Origin of the sequence: Brevundimonas sp. UBA2416 (assembly GCF_002343105.1) — a bacterium.
Lineage (GTDB): Bacteria > Pseudomonadota > Alphaproteobacteria > Caulobacterales > Caulobacteraceae > Brevundimonas.
On sequence record NZ_DDRM01000025.1, the window covers coordinates 4284 to 23001 of the forward strand.

Genomic DNA, 18718 nt, shown 5'->3' on the forward strand with positions numbered 1-18718 from the left:
TGACGGTGCTGGTCGGTGGCCTGCGGGTCATCGGCGCCAACCACGGCGGGTCGAAGCATGGCGTGTTCACCGATCGGCCGGGCCAGCTGACCAACGACTTCTTCGTCAATCTGCTGGACATGCGGACGGGCTGGAAACAGGTCGACGACAGCGGCGACGAGACCTTCGTCGGCTCGGATCGCCTGACGGGCGAACAGCGCTGGACGGCGACGCGCACCGATCTGGTGTTCGGCTCCAACTCCCAGCTGCGGGCGCTGGCGGAGGTCTATGCCTCGGCCGATGCCGGAGAGAAGTTCGTCAAGGACTTCGTCAAGGCCTGGACCAAGGTCATGAACAACGACCGGTTTGACCTGACCCTGAAGGAAGAGTTCGGGGCGGCGGCCGCCTAGTGGACTGAAAGGTTCATCACGACGGACACAACGAAAGGCACAACGGACACGACGGGACCGGTAAAGGGTCCTCAGTCGCGGATTCTCCCGGGGTCATGAGATCGCGGCTTCGCCGCCTTGATTGACCGACCCCGGAACCCGTTGCGTCCGTTGTGACCCCGTTGTGCTCGTTGTGATGAACCCGCCACCGCCCACAGCATAAGGCTGCTCGATTGCCTTTGGCCAAACGATAGCGGACGCCTATATGTCGGCCATGCTCCCCACCCTGCGCCAGCTCCAGTATCTCAAGCTTCTGGCCGAACACGCCTCGTTCAGCCGGGCGGCGGAGGCGGCGCATGTGAGCCAGCCCGCGCTGTCCGCCGGGGTGCAGGAGCTGGAGAAGATCCTCGGGGCACCGGTGGTCGAGCGGACGCGCGGAAACATCCAGCTGACCGCCGTCGGGGCCGAGGCCGTGCGGCGCGGCGAGGACGTGCTGGCCCGGACCGAGGATCTGGTCGAGGCGGCGCGCAATGCGGGCAAGCCGCTGTCCGGGCGGTTCCGGCTGGGCGTCATCCCGACGGTTGCGCCCTTCCTGCTGCCGGCCAAGCTGCCGGGGGTGAAGGCCGCATGGCCGGCGCTGCGGCTGTTCATCCGCGAGGATCTGACGCCGCGGCTGATCGCCGGGCTGAAGGCGGGACAGCTGGACGCGGCGGTGATCGCCCTGCCCTATTCGTCCCCCGGCATCGACCATGCCCGTATCGGCGACGACGAAATCCTGGCCGCCGCCCCGGTCGGCCATCCGCTGGCCGGAACCGGGCCGATCCCGGCGGGCTCGCTGAAGGCCGAGGATCTGATCCTGCTCGAGGACGGCCACTGCCTGCGCGACCACGCCCTCGCCGCCTTCGGCATCGAGCCGCCGCGCGGCGAGGACGTCTTCGCCGCGACCAGCCTGCATACGCTGGTGCAGATGGTCTCGGCCGGGCTGGGCGTCAGCTTCCTGCCCGAGATGGCGGTGCGGGCCGGGCTGGCGGACCTGCCCGGCGTGGTGGTGCGGCCGATCACGGCGAAGGCCCCGCGCCGCGAGATCGTGGTGGCCTGGCGCGCCGGCTCGAGCCGGGCGGCCGAGGCGAGGCTGCTGGCCGAGGCGCTGCGGCTGGACTGAGCGCCACTTCATTACGACTCCGTAAGGTGCGCCGCCTTTCGGCCCTGATAGGGTTCGCGCGCCCGCCTTCGCCGGGCGTGCCGGAGCCGTGCCCCATGAAGTCCCGCCTGTTCGCCGCCGCCTCGATCGCCGCCCTGATGCTGGGTGTTTCGGCCTGCGCCACAATGTCCGACTCGGATGTCGCAGCGCGACTGGCGGTGGACGCCGCGAACGCCGCCGCGGAAGGGGCCGCCGCTCCGGGGCCCATCGTCGTGCCGCCGCTGGGATTCGCCGAGCGGACGCTGCCGAACGGGCTACGGGTGTTCACGGCGCGCGACACGAGCACGTCCAATGTCACGGTGCAGGTCTGGTACAAGGTCGGGGCCAAGGACGATCCGGAAGGCCGGTCCGGCTTCGCCCACATGTTCGAACACCTGATGTTCAAGGCGACGCGGAACCTGCCGCAGGAGACCTTCGACCGCCTGACCGAGGATGTCGGCGGCACCAACAACGCCTCCACCGGACTGGACCTCACCAACTACTATGAGACCGTGCCGGCCCAGCATCTGGAACGGATGCTGTTCGCCGAGTCCGATCGGATGGGGTCGCTGGTCGTTGACGAGGCCTCGTTCGAGAGCGAGCGCGACGTGGTCAAGGAGGAGTTCCGCCAGCGCGTGCTGTCGACCCCCTATGGCCGCTTCCAGCGCCTGCACTCCCAGGCCTTCATCTTCCAGGACAGCCCCTACCGCCGCCCGGGCATCGGCTCGATCGCCGATCTGGACGCGGCGACCATCGACGACGTCCTGCGCTTCCACGAGACCTTCTACCGGCCCGACAACGCCTATCTGATCGTGGCCGGAAATTTCGACCAGGCCCAGCTGGACGGCTGGATCGACCAGTATTTCGGCGGCATCGAGAATCCCGATCGTGCCCTGCCCGTGAACAATGTGCCCGAGAGCTTCGGCACGGCGCGCGAGGCGACCTTCTATGGTCCGAACGTGCCGCTGCCGATGGTGCAGATCACCTGGCCGACCGTGCCCTACAACCATCCCGACCGGGCGGCGCTGGATGTGCTGGACGGCATCCTGTCGACCGGGGAGTCGAGCCGGCTGTACCAGTCGCTGGTCTATCGCCAGCAGATCGCCACCTCGGCCACGTCGTCCAACAGCCAGCAGCAGCAGGTCGGGGTGCTGAACACCTCGGCGATCATGAGCGCCGGCCGGACGCCGGACGAGGGCCTGGCCGCCCTGCGCGCCGAGGTCGCCCGCATACGGGACGAGCCGGTCACCGAGGCCGAACTGGCCGAGGCCAAGACCGAGCTGGTGGCCAGCGCCCTGCGCGGGCTGGAGACCATCGATGGCCGGGCCTTCGCGCTGGGCTACACCCTGATCATGACCGGCGACCCGTCCAGCGCGGACCGCGACGTGGCCAATATCCAGGCCGTGACCGTCGCCGATGTGCAGCGGGTGGCGCGCCAGTATCTGCGCGACGATCGCGCCATCGCCATGCGCTATCTGCAGGCCGATGACGAAAATCCGGCCTCGCCGGTGCAGGAGGTGTTCACGGCGCCGATCACCCTGGCCTCGCTGGCCCCCGCGGGCGAGCCGGTGACCCTGCTGCCGGAAGGCCAGCGCACGCCGCTGCCGCAGCCGGGTCCCGCGGTCGACGCCGCCACGCCGCAGGTGGCGGAGCGCCGTCTGGCCAACGGCATGCGGGTGCTGGTCGCCCGCAAACCGGGCCTTCCGCTGGTCTCCGCCCGGCTGAGCTTCAACGCCGGCACGTCGGACGACCCGGCGGGCAAGGCGGGCGTCGCCAACTTCACCGCATCGCTGCTGACCCAGGGAACCGAGAGCCGTTCGGCCCCGGAAATCGCCACCGAGATCGAGCGGCTGGGCGCGAATATCGGCGCGGGCGCCGGCGTGGACTTCACCAATGTCTTCGCCTCGTCGCCGTCGAACGTCTTCCCCCAGACCATGGCGCTGCTGGCCGATGTGGTGCGCAACCCGGCCTATGCCGCCGAGGAGCTGGACCGCGAGAAAACCCAGACGCTGAACGGCCTGCGGGTCCAGCTGTCGCAGCCCGGACCGGTGTCCAACCTGGCCGCCGCCCGCGCGGTGTTTGGCGAGGCGCCCTACGCCCTGCCCGGCTCGGGCACGCCCGGCACCATTCCGGGCCTGACCCGCGACGATCTGGTCGCCTTCCATGGTGGCCGCTACCGGCCCAGTCAGGCGACGCTGGTCTTCTCCGGCGACATCACGCCCGAGGCGGCCTACGCCCTGGCCGAGGAGGCGTTCGGCGACTGGCGCGATCCGGCGGGAACCGTGGCGACGATCGACGATCCGGCCGGGGCGCTGGTCGCGCCGCGCATCATCGTCATCGACCAGCCCGGCGCCGGTCAGGCAGCGGTCGTCGCGGCCCTGCGCGGCATCGCCCGCACGGACGAGGACTATTTCCCCCTGCTGGTCGGCAACGCCCTGATGGGCGGCGGATTCTCGGCGCGTCTGAACCAGGAGATCCGGATCAAGCGCGGCCTGTCCTACGGGGCCGGTTCGGGCCTCGGCGTGCGCGAGGACGAGGGCATCCTCACGGCCTCGGCCCAGACCCGGAATGACGCCGTGCCCGAGGTCGCCGAGCTGATCCTGGCGGAGATCACCCGCCTGTCGGCGACCACCGCCACCGAGGCCGAACTGGCGCCGCGCCGCGCGACCCTGATCGGCTCGTTCGGACGTCAGCTCGAGACCGTCGACGGTCTGGGTGGTCTGGTGGCCAATCTGGCGCTGTACGGCCTGCCACTGACCAACCTGGCCAGCTACGATGACGATGTGAACGGCGTGACCCCGGAGGCCATCCGGGCCGCGGCGGCGGAACATCTGCCCGCCTCGAGCGCCAGCCTGGTCATCGTCGGCGACGCCTCGGTGTTCCTGACCGCGCTGCGGGCGAAATACCCGAATATCGAGGTGGTGCCGCTGTCGAGCCTGAACATCGACTCGGTCAGGCTGAGGTAGGCCTCAGGCCGACAGACACACGACCTGCGCGACCCGCAGGTCGCGGCGCAGGTCGTCGGCGACCAGTCCGTAGTTGTCGACGGTGACGAGGCGGCCGGTGAGCGGTTCGTCGGCCTTCTGCACCCCGCGGATGGCCGGGCCGAAGGTGTCGGGCGAGGTGGTGTAGATGCGGCCGCGGCGCGGGCTTTCGGCGATGGTGACGCCGATGGCGCGGCCCTGGCGATCCAGCACCGGCGCCCCTGACAGGCCGGCGAGGGTGCCGCCCAGACCGTCGGTGCGGCCGACCTCGGCCCAGGCGAGAACCGGCTCATCGCGCTGGCCGCGACCCCGCACCCTGAGCGTCTCGCGACCCAGCAGGCGCGAGGCGACCTCGCCCGCCCGCGCCTGGGGGTAGCCGGGATGGAATCCGCGCTGTCCGGCGCGAAGGCCGTGAGAAGCCATCACCGGAACCGCGTCCGGGCCGCCCCGCGTCAACAGGACGGCGATATCGGCGCGGGGCGCCAGCCGCACGTCAGCAGCGATCGCGCGACCGCCCCCGACAAGGATGGCGGGCCGACGGCATCCCTCGACCACATGGCGAGCCGTGACCCAGCGGCCCTCACGCGAGATCGAGAAGGCGGTGCCGGAGGCGGGCTGGAACGGGATGTCCGGGGCGTTGACCGTGACGGCGGGGTCAAAGGGGGTGATCGGACCCAGCAGGGCGCCCTCGACCTCGTCGGGCGGCGGCGGCGCCGGGGGGGCGTCCGCGTTCTCGCGCAACCGGAGCGACCAGATGACCAGCACGCCGACGACCAGCGAATAGACGAGCCAGTCGGGTGGTCTCGGGAAGGCCACGGCCTCAGCCCGTCAGGGCGGCGGCGAGGATCAGGGCGGTCGACAGCTTGGCCCCGACCAGCAGAACCGCGGCGGCGACCTCACCCTCGCGGATGCGTTGCGGCAGTCCGGTCAGCAGCAGGTCCACGATGCGGAAGGCGAGAAGCTGCAGCACCACGGTGGCGACACCCCACAGGGCGATATCCTTGAGCGAGGTCGAGACACTGAGGCTGACGGCGAGGGGAATCGCGAGGCCGACAAGAACGCCGGAGAAGGCCACGGCGGCGGCGGCGTTGCCCTCGCGGATCAGGGCGATTTCCTTCCAGGGCGTGAACAGGGCGTAGAGGATCGCCCCGACGGCCAGCAGGGCCAGCGTCACGCCGAGGTGCGCCAGGGTGGTCGGGAAGCCGGTCGCGAAGGCCTGGACCTCAGCGCTTTCGAGCACGGTGTTTAGGGACGTCGAAGCCATGGTTGTCCGGTTGAATAAGCCCCATCGACGATTGCCCGGTTTTTGCCTCAATCCGCAAGAGGGACGGGGACACAGTTGGTGAAGAAGTGTGTCTGGGGAGGAAGTGGCGAGTGGCTAGTGGTAAGTGGCTGGCCGACCGTTGTGCGACGGTGCGGGCCGCGCCGCCCTTCCGCCGCCAGCGAAGCGGCGATCACTAACCACTAGCCACTAGCCACCATCAGGCCGCTTCGGCCGCCGCCTTGCGCAGCGCCGAGGCCCGCACCTTCTCGCTCTCGGACTTGAGCTGGCCGCAGGCGGCGAGGATGTCGCGGCCGCGCGGAGTGCGGATCGGGCTGGCGTAGCCGGCCTTGTTGAGGATGGCGGCGAACCGCTCGATCGTCTTCCAGTCCGAACACTCATAGTCCGTGCCGGGCCAGGGGTTGAACGGAATGAGGTTCACCTTGGCGGGAATGCCCTCGATCAGTTTGAGCAGGGCGCGGGCCTCTTCCGGGCTGTCGTTGACGCCCTTGAGCATGACGTATTCGAACGTCACGCGGCGGGCGTTGGAGAGGCCGGGATAGGCGCGGATGCCGGCCATCAGCTGTTCGAGATCGTATTTCTTGTTCAGCGGCACCAGCACGTCGCGCAGGGCGTCGTTGGTGGCGTGCAGGCTGATCGCCAGCATGGCCTGGGTGCGGGTTCCCAGTTCGTCGAGCTGCGGCACCACGCCCGAGGTCGAGACGGTGATCCGGCGGCGCGACAGGGCGATGCCCTCGTTGTCGCTGATGATGTCGATGGCGTCGGCGACATGGTCCAGATTGTAGAGCGGCTCGCCCATGCCCATGAAGACGATGTTGGACAGGCGGCGGTCTTCCTTGGGTGACGGCCATTCCTCGAGGTCGTCGCGGGCGACCTGGACCTGGGCCACGATCTCGGCGGCGGTCAGGTTGCGGACCAGCTTCTGGGTGCCGGTGTGGCAGAAGGTGCAGTTGAGGGTGCAGCCGACCTGCGACGACACGCAAAGGGCCCCCGCGCGGCCGACATCGGGAATGTAGACGGTCTCGATCTCGATGCCCGGGGCGGTGCGGATCAGCCATTTGCGGGTGCCGTCCTTCGATACCTGGCGCTCGACGATCTCGGGCCGGGCGAGGGTGAAGGCGGCGGCGAGTTTCGCCTGGGTGTCCCTGGCGATGTTGCTCATCGCGGCGAAGTCGGTGACGCCGTAGTGGTGGATCCAGCCCCACACCTGCGAGGCGCGCATCTTGGCCTTTTCCGGCGGGCAGATGTCGGCGTCGATCAGCGCCTGACGCAGGCCCGCGCGCGTCAGACCGGACAGGTTGACGGGGGTCGCCGGCTTTGCGGCGGACGTGCGGGAAAGGTCGAGCGTCAGGCTCAAGGCGGCATCCTGTGGGCGAGGGAGGCGCGGCTTATAACACAGATCGGGCTGGTTTTAAGGCGGGGAGGAAGCAGTGGTTAGTGGCTAGTGGTTCGTGGCTGGCCGCCGCCTGTGCGAGAGCGCCGCCCTTCCGCCATCAGAGAAACAGCAATCACTAACCACCAATCACTCGTCCACCTCGCCCTCCACCTCATCGATGCGGTCGTCGTCCAGCCCGAAATGGTGGCCGATTTCGTGGATCAGGACGTGGGCGATGATCTCGGACAGGCCGACGTCGCCGCGCTCGCACCATTCGTCGAGGATCGGGCGGCGGTAGAGGAAGATGCGGCTGGCCTCGGGCGCGGGACCCAGACCGTCTCGGCCGCCGATGTCGACGCCGTGATAGAGGCCGGTCAGTTCGAACGGGTCCTCCATCTCCATCATCGCCAGCGTCTCCTCGTCGGCGAAGTCATCGACGCGGATGACCACCTCGCCGGCCAGCGAGCGGAACGGTTCGGGCAGGGCGTCGAACGCCTCGCGCGCCAGCCGGGCGAAGTCGTCGAGGGAGGGGGCGGTTTGGGTGGTCCAGGTGGAGGGCATCGGGCCAGACTGAGTGGTTAGTGGCTAGTGGCCGGCGCCTGCGGAGCCGATGTGGCGGCGTCGCCCTTCCGCAGGCCGTGAAGCTGCGATCACTAACCACTAGCCACTAACCACTCGCCACTCCAACCCCTCGCCTCTCGCCCCCCATCAGGTATGGTTACCGAATCACGCCGGGGAGCTGACACGACATCATGGCCGAGGCCGACATCGCCTATGTCGCGACCGCGGGCGCCGCGGGGCTGGCCCTGGCCCTCAGCGCCTGGGCGGCGCGGCTGCGCGGGCGGCTGGCGGCGCGCAACCAGGTGGCGGAGGCCGAACTGGCCGCGGTTCTGGTCGATCTGGCCGATCGCGACGGCGCCCTGGCGGCCTTTGAGGATGTGCGGCTGGCGCTGACGCCCGATGGCCAGACCAAACGGCTGGGGTCGCCGCAGGCGTGGAACACCCTGACCCGGGAACTGGCCGGCGACGGTGAAGAGCAGCGCGATCCGGGGCTGGTGGTGCTGGACGCCGTGCGGCGGGCGGCCGGACCGCGGCTGGACGCCCTGATCGGTCAGGGCGAGGCCTTTGACGCCGTGCTGGAAGGGTCGGGCGGGGCCTGGTCGGTCGAGGGCCGGTCTTCGGCGGGCGCGGCCTGGCTGAGACTGTCGCGGCTGGGGCTGGTCGGCACGGCGACCGAGAGCGGGCTGGGCCTGCTGGCCGATTCCTATCCGGCCCCGACCTGGATCACCGACGCGGCGGGGCGGCTGGCCTGGGCCAACAAGGCCTGGCTGACCGAGATGAAGGCCGACAGCGTCGAACAGGCACGTGAGAGGGGCCTCAGCTTCGATCGCGGGGCCGACGCCATCGTCGCCGAGGCGGGCCGGACGCGTCAGCCCCAGGACGGCTTCCGCTGGACCACCGGCGGCGGACGGCGGCGGGCCTGGCGGATCGTGGCCGAGCCGGTTCAGGGCGGCGCGGGCGCGGTGCTGGCCTTCGCCCTGGACATGACCGAGGCCGAGGAGACGCGCGACACCCTGCGTCGCCACGTCGAGGCCCATGACGAGACGCTGAACCATCTGGCCGACGCCGTGGCGATCTTCGGTCCGTCCAAACGTCTGGCCTTCCACAACACGGCCTTCCAGACCCTGTTCAACATCGATCCGGCCTGGCTGGACGAGCGGCCGACCCATGCCGAGCTGCTGGACCGGTTGCGCCAGCGCCGCCTGCTGCCCGAGGTCATCGACTACGCCGGCTGGAAGGCCAAGGAGCTGGACTTCTACGGCGCCTCGGCCGCCGCGCCGGACGACAGCTGGTCCCTGCCCGACGGGCGGACGCTGCGGGTGGTGCGCCAGCCGCATCCGCTGGGCGGGGTTTTGCTGCTGTTCTCGGATATCACCGACGAGCTGAAGCTGCGCAGCCGGTTCAACGCCCAGATCCAGGTCCAGACCGCGACGCTGGACAAGCTGAACGACGCCGTGGCGGTGTTCGGTTCGGACGGACGGATCCGGTTGCACAATGAGGCCTTCGACGCCTTCTGGGGCGTGACGGGCGAGGCGCTGGACGCGGCGGGGGATTTCGACGCTGTCGCCGCCCTGTGCCAGTCGACCATGCCCGATCCGGCCCTGTGGCTGGGACTGAAGGCGCGGGTGGCGGACCCTGATCCCGAAAGCCGTGTGCCGATCGCGGGCGAGGGCAAGACCACCGACGGCCGCATCGCCTCATGGCTGACCCGGCCCCTGCCCGACGGCGCGACGCTGGTGGCCTTTTCGGACGTGACCGCCCGGCGCGGGCTGGAACAGGCGCTGGCGGCCAAGGCCCAGGCGCTGGAGGAATCGACGGCGCTTAAGCGCGAGTTCGTGGGCAGTGTCTCCTATGAACTGCGCACGCCGCTGACGACCATTGTCGGATATTCGGAACTGCTGGAGATGCAGGCCGACCTGCCCGAGCGCAGCCGCCAGCATGCCGGGGCCATCCGGGTCGCCGCCAGCCAGCTGGCCAGCTCGATCGACGACGTTCTGGACATGGCCCAGATCGACGCCGGCGAAATGGAACTGCAGCTCGGCGATGTGCGGGTGCGCGACCTGATGGACGCGGCCGCCGAACGGGTCTGGGCGCGCATCGAGGCGCGCGGGGCCAGCCTGAGGGTCGACTGCCCCAACGGCCTGCGCCCCATCCGCGCCGACGCCCAGCGGGTCGGTCAGGCGCTGGACCACCTGCTGGACCACGCCGCCCGGGCCGTGTCGGAAGGCGGGTCCGTGATCCTGGCGGCGGAAGCCACGGCGTCGGAGGTCCGCATCCGCGTCGAGGACACCGGGCGCGGCATTCCCTATCACCTGCAGGCGCATGTCTTCGACCGGTTCGTCCGGCGCGAGCGCGGCGGGCCGGGCGTCGGACTGGCCCTGGTCAAGGCCCTGGTCGAACTGCACGGCGGCTGGGCCGAGGTGGAAAGCGAGCCCGGCAAGGGCGCGACCTTCATCCTGCATCTGCCGCTGGAAGCCGCGGGCGTGGCGGCGGCGCCGGAGTTGAGGCTCGGCTGACGCCGTGTGGCTAGTGGCTGGTGTTGAACACGGCCGGCGGCTTTGACACCCCAGTCACTAGTCACTAGCCACTAGCCACCAGCCACTTCCTGGACCTCCGCCATGGCCAAGCCCCTCAAGACCGCGCTGATCTACGATTTCGACGGCACCCTGGCGCGCGGGAACATGCAGGAGGTCACCTTCATTCCGTCGATCGGAATGGGGGTCGGCGACTTCTGGGGGGAGGCGGACAAGCTGACCCGCGACGCCGACGCCGACAACATCCTGATGTACATGCAGCTGATGCTGAAACAGGCGCGCGACAACAATGCGCCGATCACGCGCAAACTGCTGGCCGAACATGGGCAGGACGTGAAGCTGTTCGACGGTCTGAAGTCCGACCTGACCGGCAAGGGCTGGTTCGACCGCATCAATGCGATGGGAAAGAAGTACGGACTGGAGATCGAGCACTACATCGTTTCGGCGGGGCTCGAGGAGATGATCGACGGCTGCCCGATCCGGCCGGAGTTCCGGCACGTTTTCGCGTCCAAATTCGTCTATGACGAACACGGGGTGGCGATCTGGCCGGCCGTGGGGGTCAACTACACGACCAAGACCCAGTATCTGTTCCGGATCAACAAGGGCGTGCTGAACCACTGGGAGCACGAGAAGATCAACCGCTTCATGGCCGACGACGACCGGCCGGTGCCCTTCGAGCGGATGATCTTCCTCGGCGACGGCGACACCGATGTGCCGACCATGAAGATGATGCACACCAAGGGCGGCTATTCGATCGCCGTCTATGACCCGCGCAACTCCGAGCGCGACCAGCAGAAGATCTATGGTCTGATCTCCGAGGACCGGGTCAATTTCGTCGCCGCCGCCGACTATCGCGAAGGCTCGGCCCTGGACCTGATCGTCAAGGGGCTGATCGGCCGGATCGCCATTACGGCGGGGACCGTCCCGGACGTTCTGTAACCGCCAGGGACGGCGGCCCGTTTCCGGGCCTCAGATCGCGTTCAGCGGCAGCTTGAGGAAGCGCTTGCCCGAGGCTTCGGCCGGCGGAAGGGCGCCCGCGCGGATGTTGATCTGAAGCGAGGGCAGGATCAGGGCCGGGACCTTGAGGGTGGCGTCGCGAGCCTCGCGGAGGGCCACGAATTCGTCTTCCGACCGCCCGCCGCCCAGATGGATGTTCGAGGCCTTCTCGGCCGCCACAGTCGTCTCCCAGCGATAGTCGGCGCGGCCCTCGGGCAGGTAGTCGTGGCCGACGAAGACGCGCGTCTCGGCCGGCAGGGCGAACAGGCGCTGGATTGACCGGTAGAGAGTCCGTGCGTCGCCGCCGGGGAAGTCGCACCGCGCCGTGCCGTAGTCGGGCATGAACAGGGTGTCGCCGACGAAGGCGGTGTCGCCGATGACATAGCTGACGCAGGCCGGGGTGTGGCCGGGCGTATGCAGAACCTCCACCGGCAGGGAGCCAAGGGTGAAGCGCGCACCGTCGGCATAGAGGCTGTCGAAGACCACGCCGTCGGCGGTGACGTCGTGGGCCTCGAACAGGACGCCGAACACCTTCTGCACCTCGGTAATCCGGCTGCCGATGCCGACGGGGGCGCCGGTGCGTTTCCGGATTTCATCCGCGCCGGTCAGGTGATCGGCATGGGCGTGTGTCTCAAGCACCCGTTCGAGCGTCAGACCGCGCTCGGCGATGCGGGCGAGGACCTGCTCAAGGGATGTGGTCGAGGTGCGGCCGCTCGCGGGATCGAAATCGAGAACCGGATCGATAATGGCGGCGGCGCCGGTCGCCGGATCGGCGACCAGATAGGTGATGGTGTGGGTCGCGGCGTCGAAGAAGCCTTCAACGGACGGGGCAGGCGGGGGGGTGATGGACATGAGGCAGCTCCCTTGTTGCGACCAACATATTAGGTATTGCTAAATTAGCAACTGCTGTTATATGTCGCACCATGAATGACACACACACCCTGTCCCTCGACCAGTTTCAAGCCAACGCCGGCGAGGCCGCCCGTCTTCTGAAGGCGCTCTCGAATGAGCGGCGGCTGATGATCCTGTGTCAGCTTGGCGATGGCGAACGCGCCGTCGGCGAACTGCTGCCGCTTGTGGGCCTGTCCCAATCCGCCCTTTCGCAACACCTCGCGGTGTTGCGCGAGGAGGGACTGGTCACGACCCGGCGCGAGGGCGTCTCCATCCTCTATCGCATCGCCGACCCGGCGGCCCTGAAGGTCATCGCCGTGCTCGCCGAGATCTATTGCCCCACTCCCCAAGGAAACTGACCCATGGCTTCTCTCACCTCCCTGTCTGCCGCCGAAGTCTCGGCCCGCATCAAGGCCGGAAAGGCCCTTCTGGTTGATATACGTGAGCCCGACGAGGTCGCGCGCGAGCGCATCGTCGGCAGCGTCGCCGCCCCCCTGTCCCTGTTCGAAGAGGCCCATCTGGACCTCCGGCCGGGTCGGGACGTGGTCTTCATGTGCCGCACCGGCAATCGCACAGGCGCGAACTGCGTCCGACTGGCCGACCGTATTCCCGGCGAGGCCTTTGTGCTGGAAGGCGGACTGGACGGCTGGAAGGCCGAAGGCCTGCCGACCCTGACAAACGCAAAGGCTCCGCTGGAGCTGATGCGCCAGGTTCAGATGACGGCCGGCGGCCTGATCCTGATCGGGGCGCTTCTTGGCCTGCTGGTCCACCCCGGCTTCTGGGGTCTGTCGGCCTTTGTCGGCGCCGGCCTGTTCATGGCCGGGGCGACCGGGTTCTGCGGCATGGCGAGGCTTCTCGCCGCGATGCCCTGGAACCGGGCGATGCGGGCCGCGTGATCGCATGGACGCGACCGTCGCCCAGCTCATGCTGGCTGTTCTCAGCGGCGGCATCGTCGCCCTGCTGCTGACCGTGTTCGGCGGCGGGGGCTCGGTTCTGGCCGTGCCGCTGCTGCTCTATGTGGTCGGGGTGCAGGATCCGCACATGGCCATCGGCGCCTCGGCCGCCGGGGTGGCATTGAACGCCCTGACAGCCCTGGCCGGTCAGGCTCGCGCGGGACGGGTGCGCTGGCCCTGCGCCCTGCTGTTCGCCGCGACCGGCTCGATCGGGGCTTTCGCGGGATCATCGGTGGCCAAGGCGATCGACGGCCACGCCCTGCTGATCTTCTTTGCACTGGCCATGGGACTGGTCGCCCTGGCCATGCTCAGGCCCAACGCGCCGGTCGGGGCGGAGAGCGTCCGCCTGACCCGCGCCATGGCCCCGCGCGTCGCCGCCTCAGGAGCCGGCGTCGGCGTCGCCGCGGGCTTCTTCGGCATCGGCGGCGGTTTTCTGATCGTTCCCGGCCTGATGGGCGCGGCGGGCATGACCCTGGCATTGGCCCAGGCCTCGTCCCTCGTCAGCGTCGCGGCCTTCGGGGCGACGACGGCGGCCAACTACGCCCTGTCGGGGTTGATTGACTGGCCGATCGTGGCGGCCATGGCGGTCGGCGGGACGGCGGGAACTCTCGCCGGCCTTCCCATCGCCAAACGGCTGGGCGCCAATGCCATCCTCGGTCGCCGTCTGTTCGCGGGCCTGATCCTGATCGTCGCCGTCTATGTGGCGATCAAGGCCGTGACGGCCCTCTAGCGGCCGCCCGCCCTTATCCAGGCCGCCCGTGCATCGGAGAGGCGGGAGGGCGTCAGACCGCGCAGCGAGGCCTGGCCGATGCGTTTGAGGCCGGCCTCAAGACCCTTCTGCCAGGCCACCTGCGCCTCGATGGCGACGCCCTGGGCGATGTCGATCACCATCACCACCTTCGGCATGACGAGATTCCGGTCCAGCCGGATACGACAGCCCTGGGCCGACTGATCGATCAGCTGGCAGGGCAGCTCAAAGCCGGGCGCAACAACCACGGCGCGGACATTGGCGGGCGAGCGCGGCTCAAAACGGCGATCCTGCGGGGCGGTCATGCGTCCATAGAGCCCGGCAGACGGTTTCGATCCAGTTGCACCACGACATCAGCCTTCACGCCGCCGTCCAGCATGTGGCGGGTGATGCGTTCGAAATACTGGATGAAACCCGCCAGCCGCTCACGTTCAGCGGCGGGGAGGTCGGCCGGGGCGACGCCCAGCAGATCAGCCTCCTGCTGGCAGCGCCAGTCCAGCACCACATCGAACGACGGCGCGCGCAGGAACAGAACGGCGTCGAACCGCGCGATGAAGTCGGCATAGGCCCCGCCGACGAAGCCGTTGACGGCGCCGCGCCAGTCGCTGTCGGGGTCGTGGTCGGCTTCCAGCGCATTGACCGGCTCCGCCAGCGCCGCCGCGTCTTCGGGCAGGGCGCCGAGGCACCAGGCGTCGATCAGGATCGCGGAGGGGCGGCCACGGAAGACCCGCCAGGCCTCGATGGGCCGGCGGTCGTCGCCGCGCTTGTCGAAGTCGGGGATGCGGGTTTCGTCGGCCGGCCCGGCGGCGGACAGGGCGTCGATCAACTGTTGAAGCAGATCCAGATCGTGCGTCCCGGGCGGACCTCGGGTGAGGAACAGCGGATGGACCTCGCGCGCCATGGCCTCGCGTTCGGCCCGGGTAAGATAGACGTCGTCGATGGAGATCTGCACCGCCCCGAACCGCTCGGCGGCGGCGCGGGCCAGGGTGGTCTTGCCGGACCCCTGCGCCCCGACCACGGCGATGAGCGGCGGGCTATCCTTCGGACCATCGGCGATCAACCGGCCGACCAGATCGACAAGACCAGGGTTGGCGCGGCCCACGGCCGCGGCTCAGTGCTGGTTTTCGGGCAGGCGGACGATCAGGCCGTCGAGATCGTCCGAGACCCGGATCTGGCAGGACAGGCGGCTGTTCGGCTGGACGTTCTCAGCGAAGTCCAGCATCGACTCCTCCATGGCCGAGGCCCGGCCGGTTTCGGCCTGGAACGCCTCATCGACATAGACGTGGCAGGTGGCGCAGGCGCAGGCCCCGCCGCAGTCGGCGTCGATACCGGGGACGTTGTTGCGGATCGCCCCCTCCATGACGGAGAGGCCGGTCTTGACCTCGACCGTGTGCTCGCGGCCGTCGTGTTCGATGTAGGTAATCTTCGCCAAGGATCAGGCCGCTTCCGTCTTCTTCCGACCCGGGGCCACCATCAGCTTCTTGGTCTTGGCGATCGCCTCGGCCGGGTTGAGCCCCTTGGGGCAGACCTGGGCGCAGTTCATGATGGTGTGGCAGCGGTAGAGTTTGAACGGGTCCTCGAGGTCGTCGAGCCGCTTGTCGGTGGCGTCGTCGCGGCTGTCGGCGATCCAGCGGTACGACTGCAGCAGGGCGGCCGGGCCGAGGTATTCCGTCTGGTTCCACCAGTAGCTCGGGCAGGAGGTCGAGCAGCAGGCGCACAGGATGCATTCATACAGGCCGTCCAGCTTGGCGCGGTCTTCGGGCAGCTGGATGCGCTCCTTCTCCGGGTCCGGTTCGTCGGACTGGAGGTAGGGCTGGATCGAGTCGTACTGGGCGTAGAACAGGGTCAGGTCCGTCACCAGATCCTTGACCACCGACTGGTGCGGCAGGGGGGCGATGGAGATGGTCGAGGAGGAGCACTCCTCCCAGCCCTTGGTGCAGGCCAGGGTGTTGCGCCCGTCGATGTTCATCGAGCAGGATCCGCAGATGCCCTCGCGGCACGAGCGCCGGAAGGTCAGGGTCGGGTCGATCTCGTTCTTGATGTGGATCAGGGCGTCCAGCAGCATCGGGCCGTGGTCGTCGGCCGAGATCTCGAACGTGTCCCAGCGCGGGTCGGCGTCGACCTCGGGGTCGTAGCGATAGACCTTGTAGGTCTTGACGTTTTTCGCGCCGGCCGGGGCCTTGTGGACCTTGCCGCGCGCGGGTTTGGAGCCCTTGGGGAGGGTGAGTTGAACCATCAGGCGATGTCCCGGGTGTCGTTGCCCGCCATGCCGTACCAGTCGACCTTGCGGGTGAAATACATGACGGCCGCGATGGCCGCGAAGCTGGAGAGGGCGCCGACCAGCAGCGCATAGTCTTCAAGCCGCATCAGCACATAGATGAGGCCGTACAGGAAGGTGAAGGCGACCAGTGCACGGATGCCCTGGGCGCGGCTGTCGAAGGTCCATCCGGCATAGGCGGAAATCAGGCCCACCGTCGCCGCCGCCGCGATGGCGAAGGCGACGTCGAAGCCGGTGTGTTCGGCGATCGACAGCAGCAGCATGTAGAAGATCACCTGCGCCATGCCGACGAGGATGTATTGCGCCGGGTGGACGCGGCGGCCCGTCGTCGTCTCGAACAGGAAATAGGCCAGGAACACCAGGCCGATGAACATCGGTGCGTACTTCAGCGAGCGACTGACCGACTGATACGGGTTGGCGGGTTCGACGAAGGTCACGGCCAGTTCGGTGGCGCCGAGGCGGCTGAGCGCGTCGGAGCCGCCCTCGACCGGCACGCCGCGCGCCACGAAGGGAACCGTCCAGGACGCGTTGAAGCCGGGGCCTTCGGCCGCCGGGGCCTGTCGCGCCGGCAGGAAACCGCCATTGTAGGACGGGTGGGGCCAGTCGCCCTTGATGACGGCCTCCGTGGTGCCGGCGAAAGCCAGGACCGCGACCCGTTGGGCTCCGGAGAAGGTCGCCCGGCCGGCTACGTCGAAGGTTCCGGCCGCGCGCTGGGCCTCGGGCAGACGGGTCCCGAACAGACGCAGGCCGTCGCCGCGCGGCGCGCGGCTGTCGTAATCGTCGCCGTAGGAGAGACCGGTCGTCGCCTCGACCGAGGAAGGCGTCAGGGCCACCGTCTGACCGCCGACGGTCAGGCCGATGTCTGACTTCGCGCCGCGTGCGTCGGAGGCGCCCAGAATGATCTCGGCCCGGCTCCAGTCCAGCACGGCGCCGCGCGGGGCCTCGGCCCCGGCGTTGGTCAGGTCGAAACGGGCCGAATAGGTCAGGTCGGCCGTATAGACCGGCACCTTGAACAGCGAACGGCTGCGGACTTCGGACGCCGTGGCGGCCTCGACCCGGCCGCGGGTCGGGAAGATGTGCCAGACGCCGCTTTCGGTCACCGCGCGAACGGGGCCGGCAAGGGCGCCGGCGGGCACGGCCTCGGCTGTGGCGGTGGCGCGGGTATAGGGCACGGCCAGTACGGGGCCGAGGAAGGTCTGGGGTCCGCCCATCAGGCCGCCGACCTCTTCCGCGACCTGTTCGGCGCGGTTCGAACGGTCCATCAACAGGGCGAAGACGAACAGGGCGGCGATGCTCATCACCAGCGCCAGTCCGCAGACCAGCAACAGTTTCAGCCCGAGCGACCGGCGCGGCAAACGGGCCGCGGTCGCGCCCGGAACCGGCTGTGGGGCCGGGTCGGGCGTCATCGGAGGAGTCCGGGGCGTGCGGGCCATCGTCGGTTCCTAGTACACCCGGGCCTTGGGCTCGATGTAATCGATGTCCTTGGACATCGTGTAGTTATGCACCGGGCGGTAGTCGATCTTCACCGCCTCGCCGGGGACCTTCCAGGCGAGGGTGTGTTTCATCCAGTTCGCGTCGTCGCGGTCCGGATAGTCCTCACGGGCGTGGGCGCCGCGCGATTCCGTGCGGTTCAGGGCGCCCTCGATGGTGACGAGGGCCTGGTCGATCAGGTTGTCGTATTCGAGCGTCTCGACCAGGTCGGTATTCCAGATCAGGCCGCGGTCGGTGGTCTTGATGTCGTCGCCTGCGGCGTGGATGGCGCGCAGCTTGGCCACGCCTTCCTCCAGCGTCTTGCCGGTGCGGAAGACGGCGGCGTCGGACTGCATGGCGCGCTGCATGTCGATGCGCAGCTTCGACGTCGGGGTCGAGCCGTTGGCGTGGCGGAAGCGGTCGAGACGGGCGATGTGACCGTCGGTGATCGAGGCCGGGGCGTCCGGCACCTTCGAAGCCTTGTCGACCACCTCGCCGCAGCGCAGGCCGGCGGCGCGGCCGAACACCACCAGGTCGGTCAGGCTGTTGGAGCCGAGGCGGTTGGCCCCGTGGACCGAGACGCAGGCCGCCTCGCCTACCGCCATCAGGCCGGGCACGACGGTGTCGGCATTGTCGCCGACCTTGGTCAGGACCTCGCCGTGATAGTTCGTGGGAATGCCGCCCATATTGTAGTGGACGGTCGGCAGGACCGGGATCGGCTGTTTGGTGACATCGACGCCGGCGAAGATTTTCGCGCTCTCGGAGATGCCAGGCAGGCGTTCGTGCAGCACGGCGGGGTCGAGGTGGTCGAGGTGCAGGTGGATGTGGTCCTTGTTCGGGCCCACGCCGCGGCCCTCACGGATCTCGATGGTCATGGAGCGGCTGACCATGTCGCGGGGAGCCAGGTCCTTCACGGTCGGGGCATAGCGCTCCATGAAGCGCTCGCCCTCGGAGTTGGTCAGATAGCCGCCCTCGCCGCGGGCGCCCTCGGTGATCAGGCAGCCGGCGCCGTAGATGCCGGTCGGGTGGAACTGCACGAACTCCATGTCCTGCAGCGGCAGGCCGGCGCGCAGGACCATGGCGTTGCCGTCGCCGGTG

The 18718-nt window shown here is 68.9% G+C and carries 19 protein-coding genes; 8 read left to right on the forward strand and 11 right to left on the reverse strand.

Annotated elements, in window-relative coordinates; genetic code table 11:
- From B3E43_RS08570 to B3E43_RS08580, 3 genes are all read left to right on the forward strand, one after another.
- A partial coding sequence (locus B3E43_RS08570) for a peroxidase family protein (RefSeq protein ID WP_349677570.1) occupies window positions 1–389 on the forward strand: 389 nt, incomplete at its 5' end.
- Between the two features lie 253 nt (window positions 390–642).
- Complete coding sequence (locus B3E43_RS08575) at window positions 643–1530, forward strand: hydrogen peroxide-inducible genes activator (protein WP_292028583.1); 888 nt, start codon at window positions 643–645, stop codon at window positions 1528–1530.
- Window positions 1531–1625: 95 nt separating this feature from the next.
- A complete protein-coding gene (locus B3E43_RS08580) occupies window positions 1626–4514 on the forward strand; it encodes a M16 family metallopeptidase (RefSeq protein WP_292028461.1) in 2889 nt (962 codons plus the stop codon).
- Window positions 4515–4517: 3 nt separating this feature from the next.
- On the opposite strand, the gene B3E43_RS08585 is transcribed toward B3E43_RS08580, so the two are convergent.
- The 4 genes from B3E43_RS08585 to B3E43_RS08600 all read right to left on the reverse strand — a co-directional run bounded on the left by B3E43_RS08585 (window position 4518) and on the right by B3E43_RS08600 (window position 7750).
- The gene (locus tag B3E43_RS08585; RefSeq protein ID WP_292028463.1) at window positions 4518–5348 is read right to left on the reverse strand and encodes a S1 family peptidase; all 831 of its coding nucleotides are present in this window, start codon (window positions 5346–5348) and stop codon (window positions 4518–4520) included.
- A gap of 4 nt (window positions 5349–5352) precedes the next feature.
- The gene (locus tag B3E43_RS08590) at window positions 5353–5796 is read right to left on the reverse strand and encodes a DUF350 domain-containing protein (protein WP_292028465.1); all 444 of its coding nucleotides are present in this window, start codon (window positions 5794–5796) and stop codon (window positions 5353–5355) included.
- Window positions 5797–6013: 217 nt separating this feature from the next.
- On the reverse strand, window positions 6014–7171 hold the full coding sequence (gene rlmN / locus B3E43_RS08595; protein WP_292028467.1) for a 23S rRNA (adenine(2503)-C(2))-methyltransferase RlmN: 1158 nt from the start codon (window positions 7169–7171) through the stop codon (window positions 6014–6016).
- A 165-nt stretch (window positions 7172–7336) separates the two neighbouring features.
- Window positions 7337–7750 carry a metallopeptidase family protein gene (locus B3E43_RS08600; protein WP_292028470.1) on the reverse strand — a complete coding sequence of 138 codons (414 nt, stop codon included), beginning with the start codon at window positions 7748–7750 and terminating at the stop codon, window positions 7337–7339.
- A gap of 191 nt (window positions 7751–7941) precedes the next feature.
- On the opposite strand from B3E43_RS08600, the gene B3E43_RS08605 reads away from it, so the two are divergent.
- Together B3E43_RS08605 and B3E43_RS08610 are read left to right on the forward strand one after the other, a co-directional pair.
- Entirely contained in the window at window positions 7942–10266 is a 2325-nt protein-coding gene (locus B3E43_RS08605) for an ATP-binding protein (RefSeq protein WP_292028471.1), read from the forward strand.
- A 102-nt stretch (window positions 10267–10368) separates the two neighbouring features.
- Window positions 10369–11223 carry an HAD family hydrolase gene (locus B3E43_RS08610; protein ID WP_292028473.1) on the forward strand — a complete coding sequence of 285 codons (855 nt, stop codon included), beginning with the start codon at window positions 10369–10371 and terminating at the stop codon, window positions 11221–11223.
- 30 nt (window positions 11224–11253) lie between these two features.
- Here the strand turns inward: B3E43_RS08610 and B3E43_RS08615 are convergent, their stop codons facing one another.
- Entirely contained in the window at window positions 11254–12132 is an 879-nt protein-coding gene (locus B3E43_RS08615; RefSeq protein ID WP_292028474.1) for an MBL fold metallo-hydrolase, read from the reverse strand.
- A 71-nt stretch (window positions 12133–12203) separates the two neighbouring features.
- Here B3E43_RS08615 and B3E43_RS08620 point away from each other — a divergent pair, with 71 nt between their 5' ends.
- The 3 genes from B3E43_RS08620 to B3E43_RS08630 are packed head-to-tail and all read left to right on the forward strand — an operon-like array spanning window position 12204 to window position 13854.
- A complete protein-coding gene (locus B3E43_RS08620; protein WP_292028476.1) occupies window positions 12204–12530 on the forward strand; it encodes an ArsR/SmtB family transcription factor in 327 nt (108 codons plus the stop codon).
- 3 nt (window positions 12531–12533) lie between these two features.
- Entirely contained in the window at window positions 12534–13067 is a 534-nt protein-coding gene (locus B3E43_RS08625) for a rhodanese family protein (protein WP_292028477.1), read from the forward strand.
- A gap of 4 nt (window positions 13068–13071) precedes the next feature.
- A complete protein-coding gene (locus B3E43_RS08630) occupies window positions 13072–13854 on the forward strand; it encodes a sulfite exporter TauE/SafE family protein (protein WP_292028479.1) in 783 nt (260 codons plus the stop codon).
- Here B3E43_RS08630 and B3E43_RS08635 read toward each other — a convergent pair.
- The 6 genes from B3E43_RS08635 to B3E43_RS08660 all read right to left on the reverse strand — a co-directional run.
- Complete coding sequence (locus B3E43_RS08635; protein ID WP_292028481.1) at window positions 13851–14177, reverse strand: PilZ domain-containing protein; 327 nt, start codon at window positions 14175–14177, stop codon at window positions 13851–13853. The genes B3E43_RS08630 and B3E43_RS08635 overlap by 4 nt on opposite strands.
- Window positions 14174–14974, reverse strand: a complete 801-nt coding sequence (locus B3E43_RS08640; RefSeq protein WP_292028483.1) for a kinase — start codon at window positions 14972–14974, stop codon at window positions 14174–14176. The genes B3E43_RS08635 and B3E43_RS08640 overlap by 4 nt, the downstream gene beginning before the upstream one ends.
- Before the next feature lie 9 nt (window positions 14975–14983).
- Complete coding sequence (locus B3E43_RS08645; protein ID WP_292028484.1) at window positions 14984–15304, reverse strand: 2Fe-2S iron-sulfur cluster-binding protein; 321 nt, start codon at window positions 15302–15304, stop codon at window positions 14984–14986.
- A gap of 3 nt (window positions 15305–15307) precedes the next feature.
- Window positions 15308–16108 carry a succinate dehydrogenase iron-sulfur subunit gene (locus tag B3E43_RS08650; RefSeq protein ID WP_292028486.1) on the reverse strand — a complete coding sequence of 267 codons (801 nt, stop codon included), beginning with the start codon at window positions 16106–16108 and terminating at the stop codon, window positions 15308–15310.
- Window positions 16108–17583: a cell envelope integrity protein CreD gene (gene creD, locus B3E43_RS08655; RefSeq protein WP_292028489.1), complete on the reverse strand. Its 1476-nt coding sequence runs from the start codon at window positions 17581–17583 to the stop codon at window positions 16108–16110. Before creD ends, B3E43_RS08650 begins: the two co-directional genes overlap by 1 nt.
- A 9-nt stretch (window positions 17584–17592) precedes the next feature.
- Window positions 17593–18718, reverse strand: a 1126-nt coding sequence (locus B3E43_RS08660; protein WP_292028492.1) for an FAD-binding protein, incomplete at its 5' end; no start/stop codon positions are given.

What these genes read in the sequence shown, in the direction of transcription:
- B3E43_RS08575 (WP_292028583.1), top strand. Translation starts at nt 643, where the DNA reads ATGCTCCCCACCCTGCGCCAGCTCCAGTATCTCAAGCTTCTGGCCGAA.
- B3E43_RS08580 (WP_292028461.1), top strand. Translation starts at nt 1,626, where the DNA reads ATGAAGTCCCGCCTGTTCGCCGCCGCCTCGATCGCCGCCCTGATGCTG.
- B3E43_RS08590 (WP_292028465.1), bottom strand. Translation starts at nt 5,796, where the DNA reads ATGGCTTCGACGTCCCTAAACACCGTGCTCGAAAGCGCTGAGGTCCAG.
- B3E43_RS08600 (WP_292028470.1), bottom strand. Translation starts at nt 7,750, where the DNA reads ATGCCCTCCACCTGGACCACCCAAACCGCCCCCTCCCTCGACGACTTC.
- B3E43_RS08605 (WP_292028471.1), top strand. Translation starts at nt 7,942, where the DNA reads ATGGCCGAGGCCGACATCGCCTATGTCGCGACCGCGGGCGCCGCGGGG.
- B3E43_RS08610 (WP_292028473.1), top strand. Translation starts at nt 10,369, where the DNA reads ATGGCCAAGCCCCTCAAGACCGCGCTGATCTACGATTTCGACGGCACC.
- B3E43_RS08615 (WP_292028474.1), bottom strand. Translation starts at nt 12,132, where the DNA reads ATGTCCATCACCCCCCCGCCTGCCCCGTCCGTTGAAGGCTTCTTCGAC.
- B3E43_RS08620 (WP_292028476.1), top strand. Translation starts at nt 12,204, where the DNA reads ATGAATGACACACACACCCTGTCCCTCGACCAGTTTCAAGCCAACGCC.
- B3E43_RS08625 (WP_292028477.1), top strand. Translation starts at nt 12,534, where the DNA reads ATGGCTTCTCTCACCTCCCTGTCTGCCGCCGAAGTCTCGGCCCGCATC.
- B3E43_RS08630 (WP_292028479.1), top strand. Translation starts at nt 13,072, where the DNA reads ATGGACGCGACCGTCGCCCAGCTCATGCTGGCTGTTCTCAGCGGCGGC.
- B3E43_RS08635 (WP_292028481.1), bottom strand. Translation starts at nt 14,177, where the DNA reads ATGACCGCCCCGCAGGATCGCCGTTTTGAGCCGCGCTCGCCCGCCAAT.
- B3E43_RS08650 (WP_292028486.1), bottom strand. Translation starts at nt 16,108, where the DNA reads ATGGTTCAACTCACCCTCCCCAAGGGCTCCAAACCCGCGCGCGGCAAG.
- creD (WP_292028489.1), bottom strand. Translation starts at nt 17,583, where the DNA reads ATGGCCCGCACGCCCCGGACTCCTCCGATGACGCCCGACCCGGCCCCA.